Here is a 17771-nt window from a genome sequence, read left to right as displayed (position 1 = left end):
CGAGAGGAGGATGGCATGACCTTCTGGATCCGTCGCATCGTGTTCTACATCGTCACGCTCTGGGCCGCCATCTCCCTCAACTTCCTGCTCCCGCGGATGCTGCCGGGCGATCCGGCGGCGATCATGCTGGGCAAGCTCCGGAGGGCGAACGGAAACCGTCCGCTGTCGGAGGAGACGATCAGCGCGATCACCTCCATCCTCGGGGCGGAGAAGGGCTCGACCCTGTGGGACCAGTACCTCGCGTACTGGGGCCGGATGCTGCAGGGCGACCTGGGGATCTCCTCGACCCGGTATCCGGCCCCGGTGGGCGAGCTCATCGCCGCGGCGCTGCCGTGGACCGTGACGCTCGTCGGCGCGGCCACCGTCATCTCCTTCGTGCTCGGGATCGTCGCCGGAGCCTGGGCAGGCTGGAAGCGCGGCACCTGGGTCGACCAGCTCGTCCCGGTGACCACATTCCTCCAGTCCGTCCCCTATTTCTGGCTGGCTCTGGTCCTCGTGGCCGTGTTCTCCGTGCAGCTCGGCCTGCTGCCGATCATCGGCGGCTACGACGTGTTCGCCTACCCGGCGGGTCCGGAATGGAGCCCCGCATTCATCGGCAGCGCATTCGTGCACGCCCTCCTGCCCGCCGTCACGATCGTGATCTCCTCGGTCGGCGGCTGGCTGCTCGGGATGCGGAACATGATGGTGCAGACCATGGCGGAAGACTACGTCCTCACGGCGGAGGCGAAGGGGCTGCGCCCCTCGCGCATCCGCGGGGCGTACGCGGCCCGGAACGCGTCGATCCCGAGTCTCGCCGGGTTCGGCATCGCGCTCGGGTTCGTGGTGGCGGGCTCCATCGTGACGGAGCAGGTGTTCAGCTATCCCGGCATCGGGAAGCTGATGATCCAGGCGGTGCAGGGGCTGGACTACGCGCTCATGCAGGGGGTCTTCCTGGTCATCACGCTCACCGTGCTCGCGGCCAACCTCCTCATCGACCTCCTGTACGGCTTCATCGACCCGAGAGTGCGCCGCAATGGCTGATCTGATCACGGCGCCCCTCGCCGAATCCACGCACGCCGTGGCCGTGTCCCGCGCCGAGCGGCGTCGCCGCGTGCTGCCGCACCTGTCCGGCAAGCTCCTCGTCGGCATCCTGCTGATCGCGGCGATCACCCTGTTCGGACTCATCGGTCCGCTGCTCGTCGGAGATCCGCGGGACGCCGGGTTCGAGGCGCTGCTGCCGCCGAGCGCCGAGCATCCGCTCGGGACGACCAAGCTCGGCCACGACGTGCTCGCCCAGATCGCGACCGGCACGCAGGGGTCGCTCTTCGTCGGCGTGGTCGCCGGTTCCGTCGCCCTCGCGCTCGCGCTGCTCTTCGGGGTCCTCGCCGGGTACTTCGGCGGCGTGCTCGACGAGGTCCTGATGCTGATGACGAACATCATGCTCGTCATCCCCGGTCTACCGCTCGTGATGGTGATCGCCGCGTACGTGCAGCACACGGAGGGACTCGGCGCCCTCGCACGGAGCTCCCTGCTCGTCGCCCTCGTCCTGGGGATCACCGGCTGGGCAGGCTCCGCGGTGGTGCTGCGGGGCACCGCGCGGTCGCTGCGGACCCGGGACTACGTGGCCGCGGCCGTGGTGGCGGGGGAGCGGCCGCTGCGGGTCATCTTCGTGGAGATCCTGCCGAACCTCGTGCCGCTGCTCGCGGCGCAGCTGATCTTCGGCGTGATCTTCGCGGTGCTCGGCGAGGCCGGACTCTCCTACCTGGGCCTCGGACCGACGGGCTCGATCACCCTCGGCACCGTCCTCAACGACGCCCAGACCGGGCAGGCGGTCGGCAGCGGGGCGTGGTGGTGGTTCGTCCCTCCCGGTGCCATCATCGCCCTCATCGGAACCGGCCTCTCCCTGATCAACTTCGCGATCGACGAGATCGTGAACCCGAAGCTGCGCCTGGCGCCGATGGCGGCACGCCGGCAGCGGCTCGCGCGACGCTCCGGCCGCGGGGTCGGCGGAGAGGGGGCCATCGCATGAGCGAGGCGGTTCTCACGGCACGGAACGTGTCGATCGAGTACGAGGTGGATCCGCCGGTGAAGGCGGTGCGGGACGTGTCCCTCACCCTCAACCGGGGCGAGATCCTGGGGCTGGCCGGGGAGTCCGGCTGCGGGAAGACGACCCTCGCCTACGGCATGAACCGGCTGCTGAAGGCGCCGGCGCTGATGACAGGCGGCGAGATCCTGTTCCACGATCGCGACGGCTCGGACATCGACGTGGTCGGCTTGGACGGCGAGGGGCTGCGCGCGTTCCGCTGGGACAAGATCTCCATGGTGTTCCAGGGAGCGATGAACTCGCTCAACCCGGTCATCCCGGTGCGCGCGCAGATCTTCGACATCTTCGACACCCACCGCCCCGGCATGTCGCGGCGCGACAGGCAGGCGCGGGCGGAGGAGCTGCTCACGCTGGTCGGCGTCGAGCCGACCCGCCTGACGTCGTTCCCGCATGAGCTCTCCGGCGGGATGCGGCAGCGGATGATGATCGCGATGGCCCTCGCGCTGGACCCGCAGGTGATGATCATGGACGAGCCGACGACGGCGCTGGACGTCGTGGTGCAGCGCGGCATCATCCGCGAGATCATGCGGCTCCGCGAGCGGCTGGGCTTCGCAGTGATCTTCATCACGCACGACCTGCCCATGCTCATCGAGATCAGCGATCGCATCGCCGTGATGCTGCAGGGGCGGATCGTGGAGGAGGGCACGGCGGAGGAGATCTACCGGAACCCGCAGCACGACTACACGAAGAAGCTGCTCTCGAGCTTCCCCTCGCTGCGCGGAGAGCGGGGCGACTTCGTGCGCACCGGTGCGCAGCCCGGAACGGAGGCCGTGCGATGAGCGCCCCCACCCTCGAGGCTCGCAGCCTGGTCAAGGACTTCACCCTGCGCTCCGGGTTGCGCACCACCGTCGTGCACGCGGTGAAGGACGTGTCCTTCACACTGGAGGCGGGGAGGACGATCGCGCTGGTCGGCGAGTCCGGAAGCGGGAAGTCGACGATCGCACGGATGCTGATGCGACTGGAGCACCCCACCAGCGGGCAGATCCTGCTGGACGGCAGACCGGCGGCGGACAGAGGCCGTCCGCTGGCCGCCTACCGTGGTGACGTGCAGATGGTGTTCCAGGACCCGTTCGCTTCGCTGAACCCGTTCCACACCGTCGGGCATCACCTCGAGCGGCCGATCCGCCTGCATCACCCTCGACTCGGCGCCGCCGCGGTGCGCGCGCGCGTCCTCGAGCTCCTCGAGCGCGTGCGCCTGTGTCCGGCGGAGGACTTCGCGGAGCGCCGTCCTCACGAGCTGTCCGGAGGGCAGCGGCAGCGTGTCGCGATCGCCAGGGCGCTGGCACCCGGAGCGCGGTTCATCGTGGCCGACGAGCCGGTGTCGATGCTGGACGTGTCGATCAGGCTCGGCGTGCTCAACCTCCTCGCGGACCTGCAGCGCGAGGACGACCTCGGCGTGCTCTACATCACGCACGACCTCGCCACCGCGCGGCACTTCTCCGACGAGATCATGGTGCTCTACCGGGGCGACGTCGTCGAACGCGGACCCGCGGACGACGTCATCCTCCATCCGCGGCACGAGTACACGAGGACGCTCCTCGGCGCCGCCCCCGAGCCCGAGAACCTCGGCCGCCTCCGCGATGAGGTCCGCGCCGAGCTCGCGATCCGCTGAACCCGCGGCCCGCGCCGCCAGCCACCGCGCCTCGGAAGGAGGAGCCATGTCTCAGATCGACCCCGGAACGTCGTCCTGGTTGCGCACCAGGAACGACCGCGAGGCGCTCCGGCTCCTCCTCGAGCACGGACCGCTCACCCGCACGCGCCTCGGCGAGCTCTCCGGGATGTCCAAGCCGACCGCGACGCAGATGCTCGCCCGCCTGGAGAAGGCCGAGCTGGTGGCGCCCGTCGGCGAGGCGTCCGGCAGTCGAGGGCCGAGCGCGGTTACCTGGGGCGTCCGCGGAGATCGTGTCACCGGCGTGGCCGTGAGCATGACAGACGACGGCCTCCAGGCCGTCCTCGTGGATGCCGTCGGCACCGAGCATCCGATCGTCGAGCTGGCTGCTCCCGGCCTGCGCTCGCCGGAGGGCGACGTCCGCCGTGCGATCGAGGCGGCCTGCGCAGCAGCCGGGGAGGACCGCCGCAGGGTGGAGGCGGTGACCGTCGGAGTCCAGGCTGCGGTGAGCGGAGCGCACGATCTGCTCTCCCTCACCGACTCTCTTCCGGGCTGGCCGTCGACCGGCGCCCGTGCCCGCATCGAGTCCGCGCTGGGCGTGACGGCGACCCTGGAGAACGACGTGAACCTGGCGACGATGGCCGAGCGCGCGTTCGGCGTCGCACAGGACGCCGACTGCTTCGCGCTGCTGTGGCTCGGCGTCGGCCTCGGCGTCGGTGTGGACATCGGCGGCGTCATCCACCGCGGCGCGCACGGCGGGGCCGGCGAGATCGGCTATCTCGCCGTCGCCGCCGGCGCCGGCGTCCCCGCCGCCGTGACGACCGCCCTGCTCGGCGCCGATGCCGTCGTCTCGCTCTCGGGCGACGACCGCCATCCCGCGGACCTCGACGGACTCGACGCGGACGCCGCCGTGCTGGGAGTGCTGGCGGATCGCGTCGCGCTGACCCTGGAGCCCGTCCTCGCCGTGCTCGACCCCGACCTCGTCGTCCTCGGCGGACCCACCGCGCTCGCAGCCGGCGGCGCGCTCGCCGAACTCGTCGGCGCGCGGATCGGGGGCGCCGAACGGCCCGCGGCCGAGGTGCGCCTGAGCGGCACAGGGCACAGCGCGGTGCTCGCCGGCGCGCGGAGCCTTCTCGTCGAGCAGATCCGCTCCCGGCTCGAGGACCGGATCCCCACCCAGTGACCCCGCGGGGCGCAGACCGAAAGCACAAGGAGAGCAGATGAGACTGACCATCGTCGGCGGCGGATCGACGTACACCCCGGAGCTGATCGACGGCTTCATCCGGCTCCGGGACGAGCTGCCGATCGAGGAGATCGTCCTCGTGGACGCCGACCGGTCCCGCCTCGAGCTCGTCGGCGGCATGTCCCGCCGGATGCTGGCGCGCGGCGGGCATCCGGCGAGGCTGATCACGACCGACGACCTGGTCGCCGGGGTGGCGGACGCGGACGCGGTGCTCGTCCAGCTCCGCGTGGGAGGTCAGGACGCGCGGGAGCAGGACGAGAGCTGGCCGCACGATGCCGACTGCATCGGTCAGGAGACCACGGGCCCCGGCGGACTGGCCAAGGCGCTGCGCACCGTGCCGGTGGTGCTGCGCATCGCCGAGGCGGTGCGCCGTCACGCGAGGCCGGATGCGTGGATCGTCGACTTCACCAATCCCGTCGGCATCGTCACCCGTGCGCTGCTGCAGGCCGGTCATCGCGCCGTCGGGCTCTGCAACGTCGCGATCGGCTTCCAGCGCCGCTTCGCCGCCGAGGCGGGCGTCGCGCCGGAACGCGTGGCCCTCGCGCACGTCGGCCTCAATCACCTGACGTGGGAGCGCGGGGTGTTCGTCGACGGCGAGGACATCCTGCCCCGAGCCCTGGAGACACGTCTCGGAGATCTCGCCGCGGACGTCGACCTCGCACCGGCGCTGCTCGCGCAGCTCGGCGTCATCCCCTCCTACTACCTGCGCTACTACTACGCACACGACGAGGTCCTGCACGAGCAGCGGCACGCAGCCACCCGCGCCCAGGAGGTTCGTGCGATCGAGCAGGAGCTCCTCGGGATCTACGCGGACGAGAGCGTCGACACGAAGCCCGAGATCCTGGAGAGGCGCGGCGGGGCCTTCTATTCCGAGGCCGCGATCGAGCTGCTCGGCGCGATCCGCGGGGTCTCCGACGCCCCGCGGGTCGTCAACCTGCGCAACGACGGCGTGCTGCCGTTCCTCCCCGATGACCACGTCATCGAGGTGCCCGCCCGCCACGTGGACGGCCGCTTCGTCGCGGAGCCCGTCGCCCAGCTGCCGGACGACATCGCCGGCCTGATCGGCGCGGTCGCCGGCTACGAGAGGCTGGCGCTCGACGCCGCGCTCCACGGAGGCCGCGACCGCGTGCTCCGCGCCATGCGCGCGCATCCCCTCGTGCTCCAGCACGACAGGGCCGAGAAGCTCACAGACCTGCTCCTCGCCGCCAACTCCCGCTTCCTGGAGTGGGCGTGACCGCGGCATCCGATCTCGTCCTCGCCGTCGACGGCGGCGGATCCAAGACCGACGTCGTGCTGCTGGACACCGCGGGCGCCGTGCTCGCCTGGGAGCGGGGACCGGGGTCGAGTCCGCAGCTCGAAGGGCTGGCGGAGTCGGTGCGCATCATCGACGCGCTCGTCCGCGCGGCGCTCGGCGATCGTGACCCTGCGCGGCTCGCGCAGGCGGGTCTGTACCTCTCCGGTCTCGACCTCGCCGAGGAGATCGACGCCTTCCGCACCGCGATCGCCGGCATGCCGTGGGCGCAGGGGCCGCACGTCGCCGAGAACGACCTGCATGCGCTGCTCCGCGCCGGCACCGACGCCCCCGATGCGGTCGCGGTCATCTGCGGCACCGGGATGAACGCGATCGGGGTTCGCGGCGACGGCGCGGTCGCGAGGTTCCCCGCCCTCGGCCCGCTCTCCGGCGACTGGGGCGGCGGCACCGAGCTCGGCGGCGCCGTCGTCTGGCACGCGGCGCGAGCGGAGGACGGACGGGGACCGGAGACGGCGCTGCGCTCGCTGCTGCTCGAGACCGTGGGCGCACCGAGCGTCAACGCCCTCATCGAGGACGTGCACCTCGGGCGCCGCGCCGACGACGGCTTCGCGACCCTCGCGCCACTGGTGTTCGAGGCCGCGCACGCGGGGGACGCGATCGCCCGTGCCGTCGTGCAGCGGCAGGCGGAGGAGGTGGTCGCCTACGCCCGCGCGTGCGTGACGGGGCTCGGCCTGCAGCGCACGAGCATCCCGGTCGTGTTCGGAGGAGGCGTCGCCCGCGCCCGCGACCCGCTGCTCCTGCACGGGATCACGAGAGGGCTCGAGGAGCACGTGCCGGACGCGCGGCTCGAGATCGTCGACGCGCCGCCGGTGCGCGGCGCCGCGCTGCTGGCGCTGGCGGATGCCGGAGCGGCGGATGCGGCGGTCCGGCGTGCGGAGGAGGCGCTGGCCTCCGACCTCCGCTTCTCATCGCCGGTGCCGCTCACCGCGCGCTGAACCCCGGACACACGAGAAGGGCGCCCCGGCACAGGCCGGGGCGCCCTTCTCGTATGGCGTGTCAGCCGATCGTGAGCGCGTCGCGCAGGAGCTTCGCCTGCTCGACGGCGTGCACCTTCGACGAGCCGGTCGCCGGCGATGCCGAGGCGGGGCGCGCCACGGGGTGGAACGTGCGGTCGCCGGGGACGTCCGCGAAGGCGAGCGCGAGGAACGGCCAGGCGCCCTGGTTCTCCGGCTCCTCCTGCACCCACACCAGCTCGGCGTTCGGGTAGGAGTCGGTGATCGCCTTCAGCTCCTCGATCGGCGTCGGGTACAGCTGCTCCAGGCGGACCAGCGCGATCTCCGGGTTCGGGTTCTTCTCGAGCTCGGCGCGCAGATCCCAGTGCACCTTGCCCGAGTGCACGAGGACGCGCTTCACGGCGTTCCGGTCGAGACCGCGATCATCGTCGAGCACCGGCTCGAAGCGGCCGCTGGTGAAGGCCTCCACGGGGCTGGTCGCACCGCGCAGACGCAGCATCGCCTTCGGGGTGAACACGATCAGCGGCTTGCGGGGGCGGGCGTAGGCCTGACGGCGCAGCAGGTGGAAGTGGGAAGCAGGGGTCGACGGGCGCGCCACGATCATGTTGTCCTGCGCGCAGAGCTGCAGGAACCGCTCCATGCGCGCGGAGGAGTGATCTGGCCCCTGGCCCTCGTAGCCGTGGGGGAGGAGCAGGGTCACGCTGGACTGCTGACCCCACTTCTGCTCGGCGGCCGAGATGTACTCGTCGATGACGGACTGGGCGCCGTTGACGAAGTCGCCGAACTGCGCCTCCCAGAGCACCAGGGCCTCCGGGGCCTCCACCGAGTAGCCGTACTCGAAGCCGAGCGCCGCGTACTCGCTGAGCAGCGAGTCGTAGACGAAGAAGCGGCCCTGCGACTCGGAGAGGTTCGACAGCGGCAGCCACTCCTGGCCGTTCGCGCGGTCGTGGAGCGTCGCGTGGCGCTGCACGAACGTGCCGCGGCGCGAGTCCTGGCCGGCGAGGCGGACCGGGGTGCCCTCGACGAGGAGGGAGCCGAAGGCGAGCAGCTCGCCGAAGCCCCAGTCGATGTTGCCGTTGCGGCTCATGTCGAGACGCTTGTCGAGCAGCTGCTGGATCTTCGGGTGCACCGTGAAGCCCTCGGGCTTGTTCACGAACGCGTCGCCGATGAGCTGGATGACCTCGTTCGCGACGCCGGTGATCTCCGGGGCGCCGACCTGGTCGTCGACCGCGGGCAGGTCGGGGGCGATCGGGGTCGCGCCCGTCTCTGCGGCGTGGGTCTCCGCGAAGGCGATCTCCAGACGGTTCTGGAAGTCCGCCTTCGCCTCGTCGTACTCCTCCTCGGTGATGTCGCCACGGCCGACGAGCGACTCGGTGTACAGCTTGCGGACCGAGCGCTTCGCCTGGATGAGGTCGGTCATCAGCGGCTGGGTCATCGACGGGTCGTCGCCCTCGTTGTGACCGCGGCGGCGGTAGCACACGAGGTCGATCACGACGTCGCGGTGGAAGCGCTCGCGGTACTCGAACGCGAGCTGGGCGACGTGGATGACGGCCTCGGGGTCGTCGCCGTTCACGTGGAACACCGGCGCCTGGATCGTCTTGGCGACGTCGGTCGAGTAGACCGAGGTGCGGCCGTCGTTCGGGGTCGTGGTGAAGCCGACCTGGTTGTTGACGACGACGTGGATCGTGCCGCCGGTGCGGTATCCGCGCAGCTGCGACATCTGCAGCGTCTCGACGACGACGCCCTGACCGGCGAAGGCCGCGTCGCCGTGGACGAGGATCGGCAGCCAGGTGAAGGTGCCGATCGGCTTGCGGTCCTGCTTCGCGCGGACGATGCCCTCCAGCACGCCGTCGACGGTCTCCAGGTGGGAGGGGTTCGCAGCCAGGTAGACCGGCAGCTCGGAGCCGTCATCGGAGATGAACGTGCCCTCGGTGCCCAGGTGGTACTTCACGTCGCCCGAGCCGCGCTGGTTGCCCGGCATCTGAGTGCCCTCGAACTCGCGGAACACCTGGCCGTAGGTCTTGCCCGCGATGTTCGTGAGCACGTTGAGACGGCCGCGGTGGGCCATGCCGATCGCGGCGCCTTCGAGGCCGGCCGCGGCCGCGCCCTGAAGGATCTCGTCGAGCAGCGGGATCAGCGACTCGCCGCCCTCGAGGGAGAACCGCTTCTGCCCGACGAACTTCGTCTGCAGGAAGGTCTCGAACGCCTCGGCCTCGTTGAGCTTGCGGAGCACCCGCAGCTGCTCGTCGTGGCCGGGCTTCTGGTACTTGACCTCGACCTTCTCCTGGAACCAGCGGCGCTGCTCCGGGTCCTGGATGTGCATGTACTCGATGCCGAGGGTGCGGCAGTACGAGTCGCGCAGGACACCGAGGATGTCGCGGAGCTTGGCGAGGCGGCGGCCGCCGAAGCCGCCGGTGACGAACTCGCGGTCGAGGTCCCAGAAGGTGAGGCCGTGGCTCTCGATCTCGAGGTCCGGGTGCGAGCGCTGCACGTACTCCAGCGGGTCGATGTCGGCCATCAGGTGACCGCGGACGCGGAAGGAGTTGATGAGCTCCTGCACGCGGGACTGCTTGTCGACGCGCTCGGCGAGGTCGACCGCGATGTCGGGGTTCCAGCGGATCGGGGCATAGGGGATGCGCAGAGCGGCGAAGATGTCGTCGTAGAAGCCGCGCTGACCGATGAGCAGCTCGTGCACCTTCTTGAGGAACTCGCCCGATCCCGCGCCCTGGATGACGCGGTGGTCATAGGTGCTGGTCAGGGTGATCGTCTTGCCGATCGCGAGCTCGTTGAGCGTCTTCTCGCTCGCGCCCTGGAACTCGGCCGGGTACTCGAGGGCGCCGGCGCCGATGATGCAGCCCTGGCCCTTCATCAGGCGCGGCACGGAGTGCACGGTGCCGATGCCGCCCGGGTTGGTCAGCGAGACCGTGGTGCCCTGGAAGTCGGCGGCGGTGAGCTTGTTGGCGCGGGCGCGGGTGACGAGGTCCTCGTACGCGGCGAGATACTCGCCGAAGGTCATCGTCTCGGCGCGCTTGATGCTCGGGACCATGAGGGCGCGCGTGCCGTCGGGCTTCGGCAGGTCGATCGCGATGCCGAGGTTGACGTGGGCGGGGGCGACGACCGACGGCTTGCCGTCGATCTCCGCGTAGAACACGTTCTGGCTGCGGAACTCGTCGAGGGTGCGGATGAGCGCCCAGCCGATGAGGTGGGTGAAGCTGATCTTGCCGCCGCGGGTGCGGGCCATGTGGTTGTTGATGACGATGCGGTTATCGATCATCAGCTTCGCGGGGACGGTGCGCACGCTGGTGGCGGTGGGGACGGTCAGCGACTCGTCCATGTTCGCGGCGAGGGTCTTGGGCAGGCCGCGGAGCGGGGTGACCTTGTCCTCCTCGGACGGCTCGACCTCCTTCGCCTCGGGCTTCGGGGCCTGCGCCGGGATCGGAGCGGCGGCGGCGGGCTTCGTCGTCGTGCGCGCGACCGGCTGCTGGCCGATCACCGGGATGGGAGCGGTGACGGGGTGCGCGACCTGATCGGCGGGAGCGGCGGGCGCGGCGGCGCCGGACGCCTCCGACTCGTACTTCTCCAGGATCGGCCACCACTCCTTGTCGACGGAGTCGCGGTTCACCTTGAACTGCTCGTAGAGCTCTTCGACGAGCCAGGAATTGGCTCCGAACCCCCCGTCGCCCCCGACGCCGGTCACCTGGTTCGACACGCTCGATCGCCCTCTTTCATCGCTGAATCTCAACGTGGACGGACGGCGGCGCAGGATGCGTCGGGGTCCGCACACTCTCGACCCACAAGCCTAACGTGTTTCCCACCGGGAATCGTCGCGCGCATCCACCCCGGAGCGGCGTGTTCTGAGTACCGTGGAGGCATGGAGTTCGCAGGAGAGCAGCCGGCCGTCGACCTGACCTATTCGGACGTCTTCCTGGTGCCACGCCGTTCGGCGGTCACCAGCCGTCTTCAGGTCGATCTCGCACCCCAGGACGGGACGCCGGCGACGCTGCCGCTGGTCGCGTCGAACATGAACTCGGTGACGGGACCGCGACTCGCAGCCGTGCTCGCCCGGCGCGGCGGTCTCGGCGTGCTGCCGCAGGACATGCCGCTGCAGGATCTCGACGCCGCGATCCGCGACGTCAAGGCGCAGCCGGTGCTCTGGGACACGCCGATCGTGCTCCCGTCCTCCGCCTCGGTCGCCGACGCGCTCCGGCTCCTGCCGCCGACACCGGGGCACGGCATCGTCGTGGCGACGGGGGCTGCGCCGTACGAGATCGGCCGCGTGCTCGGCATCCTGCCCGCCGTGCGGCTGGCCACCGCGCTGCCGGACGCGCAGCTCGGCGATCTCGTGCACGGCGGCAGCCCGGCGATCGACGCCGACGACATCGGCTCCGAGCGTCACGCCTTCGACGTCATCACCGAGGCCGGGGCGGAGATGGTCACGGTCGTGCGGCACGGACATCTGGTCGGCACGCTGAGCGCGCGCAGCGCGCTGCGGTCGACGCTCTACCGCCCGGCGCTCGACGGCGACGGGCGTCTGGCCGTCGCCGCGGCCGTCGGCATCAACGGCGACGTGGCCGCCAAGGCGAGGGCGCTCGCCGGCGCCGGCGTCGACGTGCTCGTCGTGGACACGGCGCACGGACATCAGGAGGGGATGCTGCGCGCGCTCCGCGCGGTCTCCGAGTTGGGACTCGGCCTGCCGATCGTGGCCGGCAACATCGTCACCGCCGACGGGGTGAACGACCTCGTCGACGCCGGCGCGACCATCCTCAAGGTCGGCGTCGGCCCCGGTGCCATGTGCACCACCCGCATGATGACCGCCGTCGGGCGTCCGCAGTTCTCCGCCGTGCTGGAGACCGCCGAAGCGGCCAGGGCGGCCGGCGCGCACGTCTGGGCCGACGGCGGCGTGCGGTACCCGCGCGACGTCGCCCTCGCGCTCGCCGCCGGGGCGGCATCCGTCATGGTGGGCTCGTGGTTCGCCGGCACGATCGAGGCCCCGGGGGAGCTTCAGCGCGACGCCGACGGGCGCATCTTCAAGGAGTCGTGGGGGATGGCGTCGACCAAGGCCGTGCAGGCCCGCTTCGGTCGTCTCGACGCGTACGAGCGCGCCCGCAAGGAGCTGTTCGCGGAGGGCATCTCCTCGTCGAAGATCTACCTCGACCCGCTCCGTCCCGGCGTCGAGGACCTGCTCGACATGATCACCTCGGGCGTGCGCTCCTCCTTCACCTATGCGGGAGCGTCGACCGTGCCGGAGTTCCACGACCGCGCCCTGGTCGGCCTCCAGTCCGCGGCCGGATACGAGGAGGGCAAGGCGCTGCCGGTCAGCTGGTAGAGCGGATCGGGTTCCGGGTCCGTTCCGCGCGCGGCTGTTCGCTGATCGCGCGGCTCTTCGCTGCACGTGCGGCTGTTCTCGCGGGTCGCGCGGCTCTTCGCTGCATGCGCGGGCGAAACTTCGGCCGCGCATGCAGCGATTGACAGCGCGAGCGGGGGAGGCGGCGCGAGCGGGGGAGTCGGCGCGAGCGGGGGAGGCAGCGCGAGCGGCTGCGGATCACCTCTTCTGCACATCCGGTTCGAGGGGGAGATCTCGATCCTGCGTTGTGAGGAACGAGCGGATGCCGAGGCCGACGTGCGAGCGTTCCGATGTGAATCCGCGCACAGAGCATCCGATCGTCGTCCATCGACGCCGCGAGACAGACCCAGGCCCCGCCGACGACCGGCGGTTGCGTCGGCTCGTGGCCGGAGGCACGGTCAGACGGGTGGTTGCAGGCAGCTATGTGAGGGTGGACGACTGGAACAGGCTCACTCCGATGAATCGGCATCTGGTGCGTGTGCTCGAGGTCGCCGACCGTGCGCGCTCGCCGATCGTGATCACGCACTCCTCCGCCGCCGCGGTGCACGGGATCGACCGGATCGGACCCTGGCCCGAGCTCGTCGACGTCCGCGTCGCGCGGGCCACGGGGGGACGGTCGTCCGGTGCCGTGCGACGCCGCGCACTCGGATTCGACGGCGTCGAGCTCGTCGAGTGGCGTGGCCATCTGGTCACGTCGGCGGCACAGACGGCGCTGGACATCGCCGCGGCATCCGACTTCCTTGCGGGGGTGATCGCCCTCGACCAGGCCCTGTGGGCGCGGCGAACCGGCGGCGCGCTGGCCGATATCCACGGCCTCCGCCGACTGATGGATGCGAGCTGGCGGCGCGGATTCGGCCGCGTGCCGAGAGCGGTCGAGTTCAGCACGCACCTGTCCGACTCCGTGCGGGAGTCGGAGGGACGCGTGCTGATCGACCGGCTGGGGTTCCCCGAACCGGTGCTGCAGAGGGAGTTCGTCATCCCGGGCGGACGCACCGTCCGTCCGGATTACTACTTCGAGGACTTCGACCACGCGGCGGAGTTCGACGGTATGGGAAAGTACTTCGATCCCGACATCCTCGCCGGCCGAACCCCGGAACAGGCGCTGCTGGAGGAGAAGGATCGTGCCGACGCGCTCCGGCGCACGGTGGCTGCGCTGTCGAGATGGCGCACGCCCGCGCACCGGAATCCTGTCGAGCTCTACGACATCCTGACCGCTGACGGACTTCCCTCCCGCCTCCCGCGGCCTCGATCGCGTCGCTGACACGGCAGACGCCTCAGGCCGTCCCCAGCTCCAGCCCCGCCTCCACGCGGCTCATTCCTGCTGACGCGCCACTTTCATCTGGGCCGCGCGCGTCTCCATCCCGCTCACGCTGCTGTTCCCTGCACACGCGGCTGAAGCTTCGAGCGCGCGAGCAGGGAGAGACCGCGCGAGCAGGCAGAGACCGCGCGAGCAGGGAGAGACCGCGCGAGCAGGCAGAGACCGCGCGAGCAGGGAGAGACCGCGCGAGCAGGGAAGGACCGCGCGAGCAGGGACGGACCGCGTGACCGCGGGAGTCGGTGGGCGAGGCGCGGCCCCGCCGCGCCCACAGCGGCCTTCTGTACAATCGGGACCACTATGGACGACCCTCCCAGTTGCAGTACATCGCCCCACCGCCCGCCTCTCGAGACTGAGAGGAACCTCTGATGGATCTCATCCTGCTGGGCGTGGGGCTCCTGCTCACGGTCGGGACCGGCCTGTTCGTCGCGAGCGAGTTCGCGCTGGTCAATCTCGACCGCGCCGACCTCGAAGCTCGCCAGGCGCGCGGCGAATCCCGGCTCTCCCTGACCATCAGCGCGCTGCGGCACACCTCGACGCACCTGTCGGCGGCGCAGCTCGGCATCACGCTGACCACGCTGCTCACGGGTTACACGATGGAGCCGGCGCTGTCGAACCTGCTGAGCCCGACACTCCGCGCCTGGAGCATCCCGGAGGCGGCCATCGCGCCGATCGCGACCGTCGTGGCGATGCTCGTGGCCACCGCGCTGTCGATGATCCTGGGCGAGCTCGTGCCGAAGAACTTCGCCCTCGCGCTCCCGCTGGCGACCGCCAAGCTCGTCGTGCCGTTCCAGGTCGCGTTCACCACGGTGTTCAAGCCCGCGGTGGTCGTCCTGAACGGCAGCGCGAACGGCGTGCTGCGCGGCATGGGCATCGAACCGAAGGAGGAGCTCTCCGGCGCCCGCACGGCTGAGGAGCTCTCCTCCCTGGTGCGCCGCTCGGCGAGTGCCGGACTCCTCGAGGAGGACACCGCCACGCTCCTCGACCGCACCCTGACCTTCTCCCGACTGACCGCGGCCGACGTGATGACCGCGCGGCCGAGCATGCACGCGATCGCCGCGGGCGACTCCGCCGACGACGTGATAAAGCTCGCCCGTCGCACCGGACACAGCCGCTTCCCCGTCTATGACGACGATCTCGACGACATCACCGGCGTCGTGCATCTGAAGGCCGCGATCTCGGTGCCGCGCGACCGCCGTGCGGACGTGCCGGTCGGCGCGCTCTCCACGGAGCCGCTGCGCGTGCCGGAGACCGTGCACATCGACGGCCTCATCGCCGAGCTCCGCGCCCGCGGCTATCAGCTCGCCGTCGTCGTCGACGAGTACGGCGGCACCGCCGGGCTCGTGACGCTCGAGGACCTCGTCGAGGAGATCGTCGGCGAGGTGGCCGATGAGCACGACCGCTCCCGCGCGGGCGTCATCGTCGGCCGTGACGGGGTCACGTTCCCCGGTGAGCTGCGCCCCGACGAGCTCCGTCGCCGCGCCGGCGTCGATGTGCCGGAGGGCGACGTCTACGACACGGTGGCCGGCTACGTGATGAGCGTGCTCGAGCGCGTGCCGGCCGTCGGCGACGAGGTCGACATCGACACCGGCACGCTGCAGGTCGTGCGCATGGACGGCCGTCGCGTCGACCGCATCCGCTACGTCCCGAGACCGGCGGACGACGATGAGGAGGTGACCCGATGAGCGACTGGGCCGGAATCGCCTGGCTGGTGGTGCTGCTCGTCGCCAACGCCTTCTTCGTCGGAGCCGAGTTCGCGGTGATCTCCGCACGGCGCTCCCAGATCGAGCCGCGCGCAGAGCAGGGCTCGCGCGCGGCGAAGACCGCGCTGTACGCGATGGAGCATGCGACGCTGATGCTCGCGACCTCCCAGCTCGGCATCACGATCTGCTCGCTGCTGATCCTGAACGTGTCCGAGCCGGCGATCCACCATCTGCTCGCGGCGCCGCTGCACGCGATCGGCTGGTCGGATGCCGTCGTCGACACGGTGTCGTTCACGATCGCGCTGCTGATCGTGTCGTTCCTGCACGTGGTGTTCGGCGAGATGGTGCCGAAGAACCTCGCGTTCTCGATCCCCGACCGCGCCGTGCTGTTCCTCGCCCCGCCGCTGGTGTGGGTGTCGAAGGTGTTCATGCCGGTGATCTGGCTGCTGAACGCCTCGGCCAACGCGGTGCTGCGCCTGTTCCGGGTCGAGCCGAAGAACGAGGCGGCGTCCACGTTCACGCTCGAGGAGGTCGCGACCATCGTCGATCAGTCGCGCCGCGAGGGCGTGCTCGCCGATGCCGCCGGGGCGGTCGCCGCCGCCGTGGAGTTCACGGACAAGAAGGCGCGCGACATCGCGGTGCCGCTGCACGACCTGGTGACGCTGCCGCCGACGACCACTCCGGACGAGATCGAGAAGGCGGTCGCGCGGTACGGGTTCTCCCGGTACGTGATCGTCGACGACGAGGGCGCCCCGGTCGGCTACGTGCATCTGAAGGACATCCTCCGCGCCGCCGACGGAGCGGACGCCGAGGCGAAGATGGCCGTGCCGATCCCGGCGAAGCGGATCCACCACCTGGTTCCGGTGCAGGAGGACACGGACCTGGAGGATGCGCTCGCCGTGATGCGACGGGCCGGCCTGCATCTCGCCAGGGTGCGCGACGCCGATGGTCGCACGACCGCGGTGCTCTTCCTGGAGGACATCCTCGAGGAGCTGGTCGGGGAGGTCCAGGACGCGACCCGTCGCGTCCGCGGGCACTGACCGGCTCCCGCACGCACGAAGGCCGCCGCCCGTACGGGGCGGCGGCCTTCGTCGTCGCGGGTGTCAGCGCCAGCGCGCGCGCTCGTACTGCGGCGGCCAGGCGACCTCCGCACCGAGCTCGTGCGCGGCGCGGAGGCCGAAGTGCGGGTCGCGCAGCCACTCCCGGCCGGCGAAGATCGCATCGGCGGCGCCGTCGACGAGGACCTGCTCAGCCTGTGCCGACGCGGTGATCAGGCCGACGGCGGACACCGGGATGCGCCCGCCCTGCCGCACCGTCTCCGCGAGGGAGACCTGATATCCGGGGAAGACGCTGATCTGCTGATGGGCCACGAGCCCGCCGCTGGAGACGTCGATGAGGTCCGCGCCCCGATCGGAGGCCCAGCCGCCGACGATCGTCGCCTCGTCGGCCGTGAACCCGCCTTCGGCGTGGTCGGTCGCGGAGATGCGGACGAACAGCGGCACATCCTGGCCGGCCTCCGCGCGCACGGCGTCGACGACGCGGAGCAGCAGCCGTGCGCGGTTCTCCAGGGAGCCGCCGTACTCGTCGTCCCGCCGGTTCGACAGGGGTGAGAGGAACTGGTGCAGCAGGTACCCGTGGGCCCCATGCAGCTCGAGCACGTCGAAGCCGGCGTCGAGCGCGCGCCGGGCCGACACGGCGAACGCGTCGACGACCGCGTCGATCCCGGCCGCATCGAGGGCGACCGGCTCGGCGAAGCCCTCGAAGGCGACGGCCGAGGGCGCGACCGTGGTCCAGCCGCCGTCGGCGACCGGCACCGAACCGCGCTGCTCCGCCCACGGCCACCAGGTCGAGGCCTTGCGTCCGGCGTGGGCCAGCTGGATGCCGGCGAGGGCGCCGCGGTCGTGGATCGCCTGCACGACGGGCGCCCAGGCGTCGCGCTGCTCGTCGTTCCAGATGCCGGCGTCGCGCGGGGAGATCCGTCCCTCGGGCACGACGGCGGTGGCCTCGGCGACGACGAGCCCCGCCCCGCCGGAGGCGAACTGGGTGAGATGGCCGTGATGCCATTCCTGGACGAGGCCGTCGACGGCGCTGTACATGCACATGGGAGAGACCCACAGCCGATTGCGGAACGTGACGGAACGGATGCTCAGCGGAGAGAAGAGGATGCTCACCGTACGACGCTATCGGCTGGGGAGCGGGGGAGGGTCGT

Annotated in this window: 13 protein-coding genes; 11 read left to right on the top strand and 2 right to left on the bottom strand. The window is 71.1% G+C overall.

The window, feature by feature from the left end; translation table 11 throughout:
- The first annotated feature begins 15 nt into the window (after positions 1–15).
- From G6G98_RS04390 to G6G98_RS04360, 7 genes are read left to right on the top strand one after another with little or no spacing between them, the layout of a single operon-like run.
- Positions 16–1020 carry an ABC transporter permease gene (locus tag G6G98_RS04390; protein ID WP_067350763.1) on the top strand — a complete coding sequence of 335 codons (1005 nt, stop codon included), beginning with the start codon at positions 16–18 and terminating at the stop codon, positions 1018–1020.
- Positions 1013–2008: an ABC transporter permease gene (locus G6G98_RS04385; protein ID WP_067350767.1), complete on the top strand. Its 996-nt coding sequence runs from the start codon at positions 1013–1015 to the stop codon at positions 2006–2008. Before G6G98_RS04390 ends, G6G98_RS04385 begins: the two co-directional genes overlap by 8 nt.
- Positions 2005–2862, top strand: a complete 858-nt coding sequence (locus tag G6G98_RS04380) for an ABC transporter ATP-binding protein (RefSeq protein ID WP_067350768.1) — start codon at positions 2005–2007, stop codon at positions 2860–2862. Before G6G98_RS04385 ends, G6G98_RS04380 begins: the two co-directional genes overlap by 4 nt.
- Positions 2859–3695 carry an ATP-binding cassette domain-containing protein gene (locus G6G98_RS04375; RefSeq protein ID WP_067350771.1) on the top strand — a complete coding sequence of 279 codons (837 nt, stop codon included), beginning with the start codon at positions 2859–2861 and terminating at the stop codon, positions 3693–3695. The genes G6G98_RS04380 and G6G98_RS04375 overlap by 4 nt, the downstream gene beginning before the upstream one ends.
- 46 nt (positions 3696–3741) lie before the next feature.
- A complete protein-coding gene (locus G6G98_RS04370; RefSeq protein WP_067350774.1) occupies positions 3742–4875 on the top strand; it encodes an ROK family transcriptional regulator in 1134 nt (377 codons plus the stop codon).
- 37 nt (positions 4876–4912) lie between these two features.
- The gene (locus G6G98_RS04365; RefSeq protein ID WP_067350777.1) at positions 4913–6169 is read left to right on the top strand and encodes a 6-phospho-beta-glucosidase; all 1257 of its coding nucleotides are present in this window, start codon (positions 4913–4915) and stop codon (positions 6167–6169) included.
- On the top strand, positions 6166–7182 hold the full coding sequence (locus tag G6G98_RS04360) for an N-acetylglucosamine kinase (protein ID WP_243841998.1): 1017 nt from the start codon (positions 6166–6168) through the stop codon (positions 7180–7182). Before G6G98_RS04365 ends, G6G98_RS04360 begins: the two co-directional genes overlap by 4 nt.
- Positions 7183–7243: 61 nt before the next feature.
- Here the strand turns inward: G6G98_RS04360 and G6G98_RS04355 are convergent, their stop codons facing one another.
- A complete protein-coding gene (locus G6G98_RS04355) occupies positions 7244–10909 on the bottom strand; it encodes a multifunctional oxoglutarate decarboxylase/oxoglutarate dehydrogenase thiamine pyrophosphate-binding subunit/dihydrolipoyllysine-residue succinyltransferase subunit (protein WP_164233604.1) in 3666 nt (1221 codons plus the stop codon).
- 162 nt (positions 10910–11071) lie between these two features.
- Between G6G98_RS04355 and G6G98_RS04350 the strand changes: the two genes are divergently transcribed.
- From G6G98_RS04350 to G6G98_RS04335, 4 genes are all read left to right on the top strand, one after another.
- Positions 11072–12526: a GuaB1 family IMP dehydrogenase-related protein gene (locus tag G6G98_RS04350; RefSeq protein ID WP_164233606.1), complete on the top strand. Its 1455-nt coding sequence runs from the start codon at positions 11072–11074 to the stop codon at positions 12524–12526.
- Between the two features lie 475 nt (positions 12527–13001).
- Positions 13002–13805: a hypothetical protein gene (locus G6G98_RS04345; protein ID WP_164233608.1), complete on the top strand. Its 804-nt coding sequence runs from the start codon at positions 13002–13004 to the stop codon at positions 13803–13805.
- A 422-nt stretch (positions 13806–14227) separates the two neighbouring features.
- Complete coding sequence (locus tag G6G98_RS04340; RefSeq protein WP_164233610.1) at positions 14228–15544, top strand: hemolysin family protein; 1317 nt, start codon at positions 14228–14230, stop codon at positions 15542–15544.
- Positions 15541–16602, top strand: a complete 1062-nt coding sequence (locus G6G98_RS04335; RefSeq protein ID WP_164233612.1) for a hemolysin family protein — start codon at positions 15541–15543, stop codon at positions 16600–16602. Before G6G98_RS04340 ends, G6G98_RS04335 begins: the two co-directional genes overlap by 4 nt.
- 63 nt (positions 16603–16665) lie before the next feature.
- Here the strand turns inward: G6G98_RS04335 and G6G98_RS04330 are convergent, their stop codons facing one another.
- The gene (locus G6G98_RS04330) at positions 16666–17733 is read right to left on the bottom strand and encodes an NADH:flavin oxidoreductase/NADH oxidase (RefSeq protein ID WP_067350801.1); all 1068 of its coding nucleotides are present in this window, start codon (positions 17731–17733) and stop codon (positions 16666–16668) included.
- Positions 17734–17771: the final 38 nt, after the last annotated feature.

This window comes from Microbacterium hydrocarbonoxydans (assembly GCF_011752045.1).
GTDB lineage: Bacteria > Actinomycetota > Actinomycetes > Actinomycetales > Microbacteriaceae > Microbacterium.
Note: the sequence above shows the minus strand (reverse complement) of the source record. Positions and strands in the feature narration are given on the sequence as shown.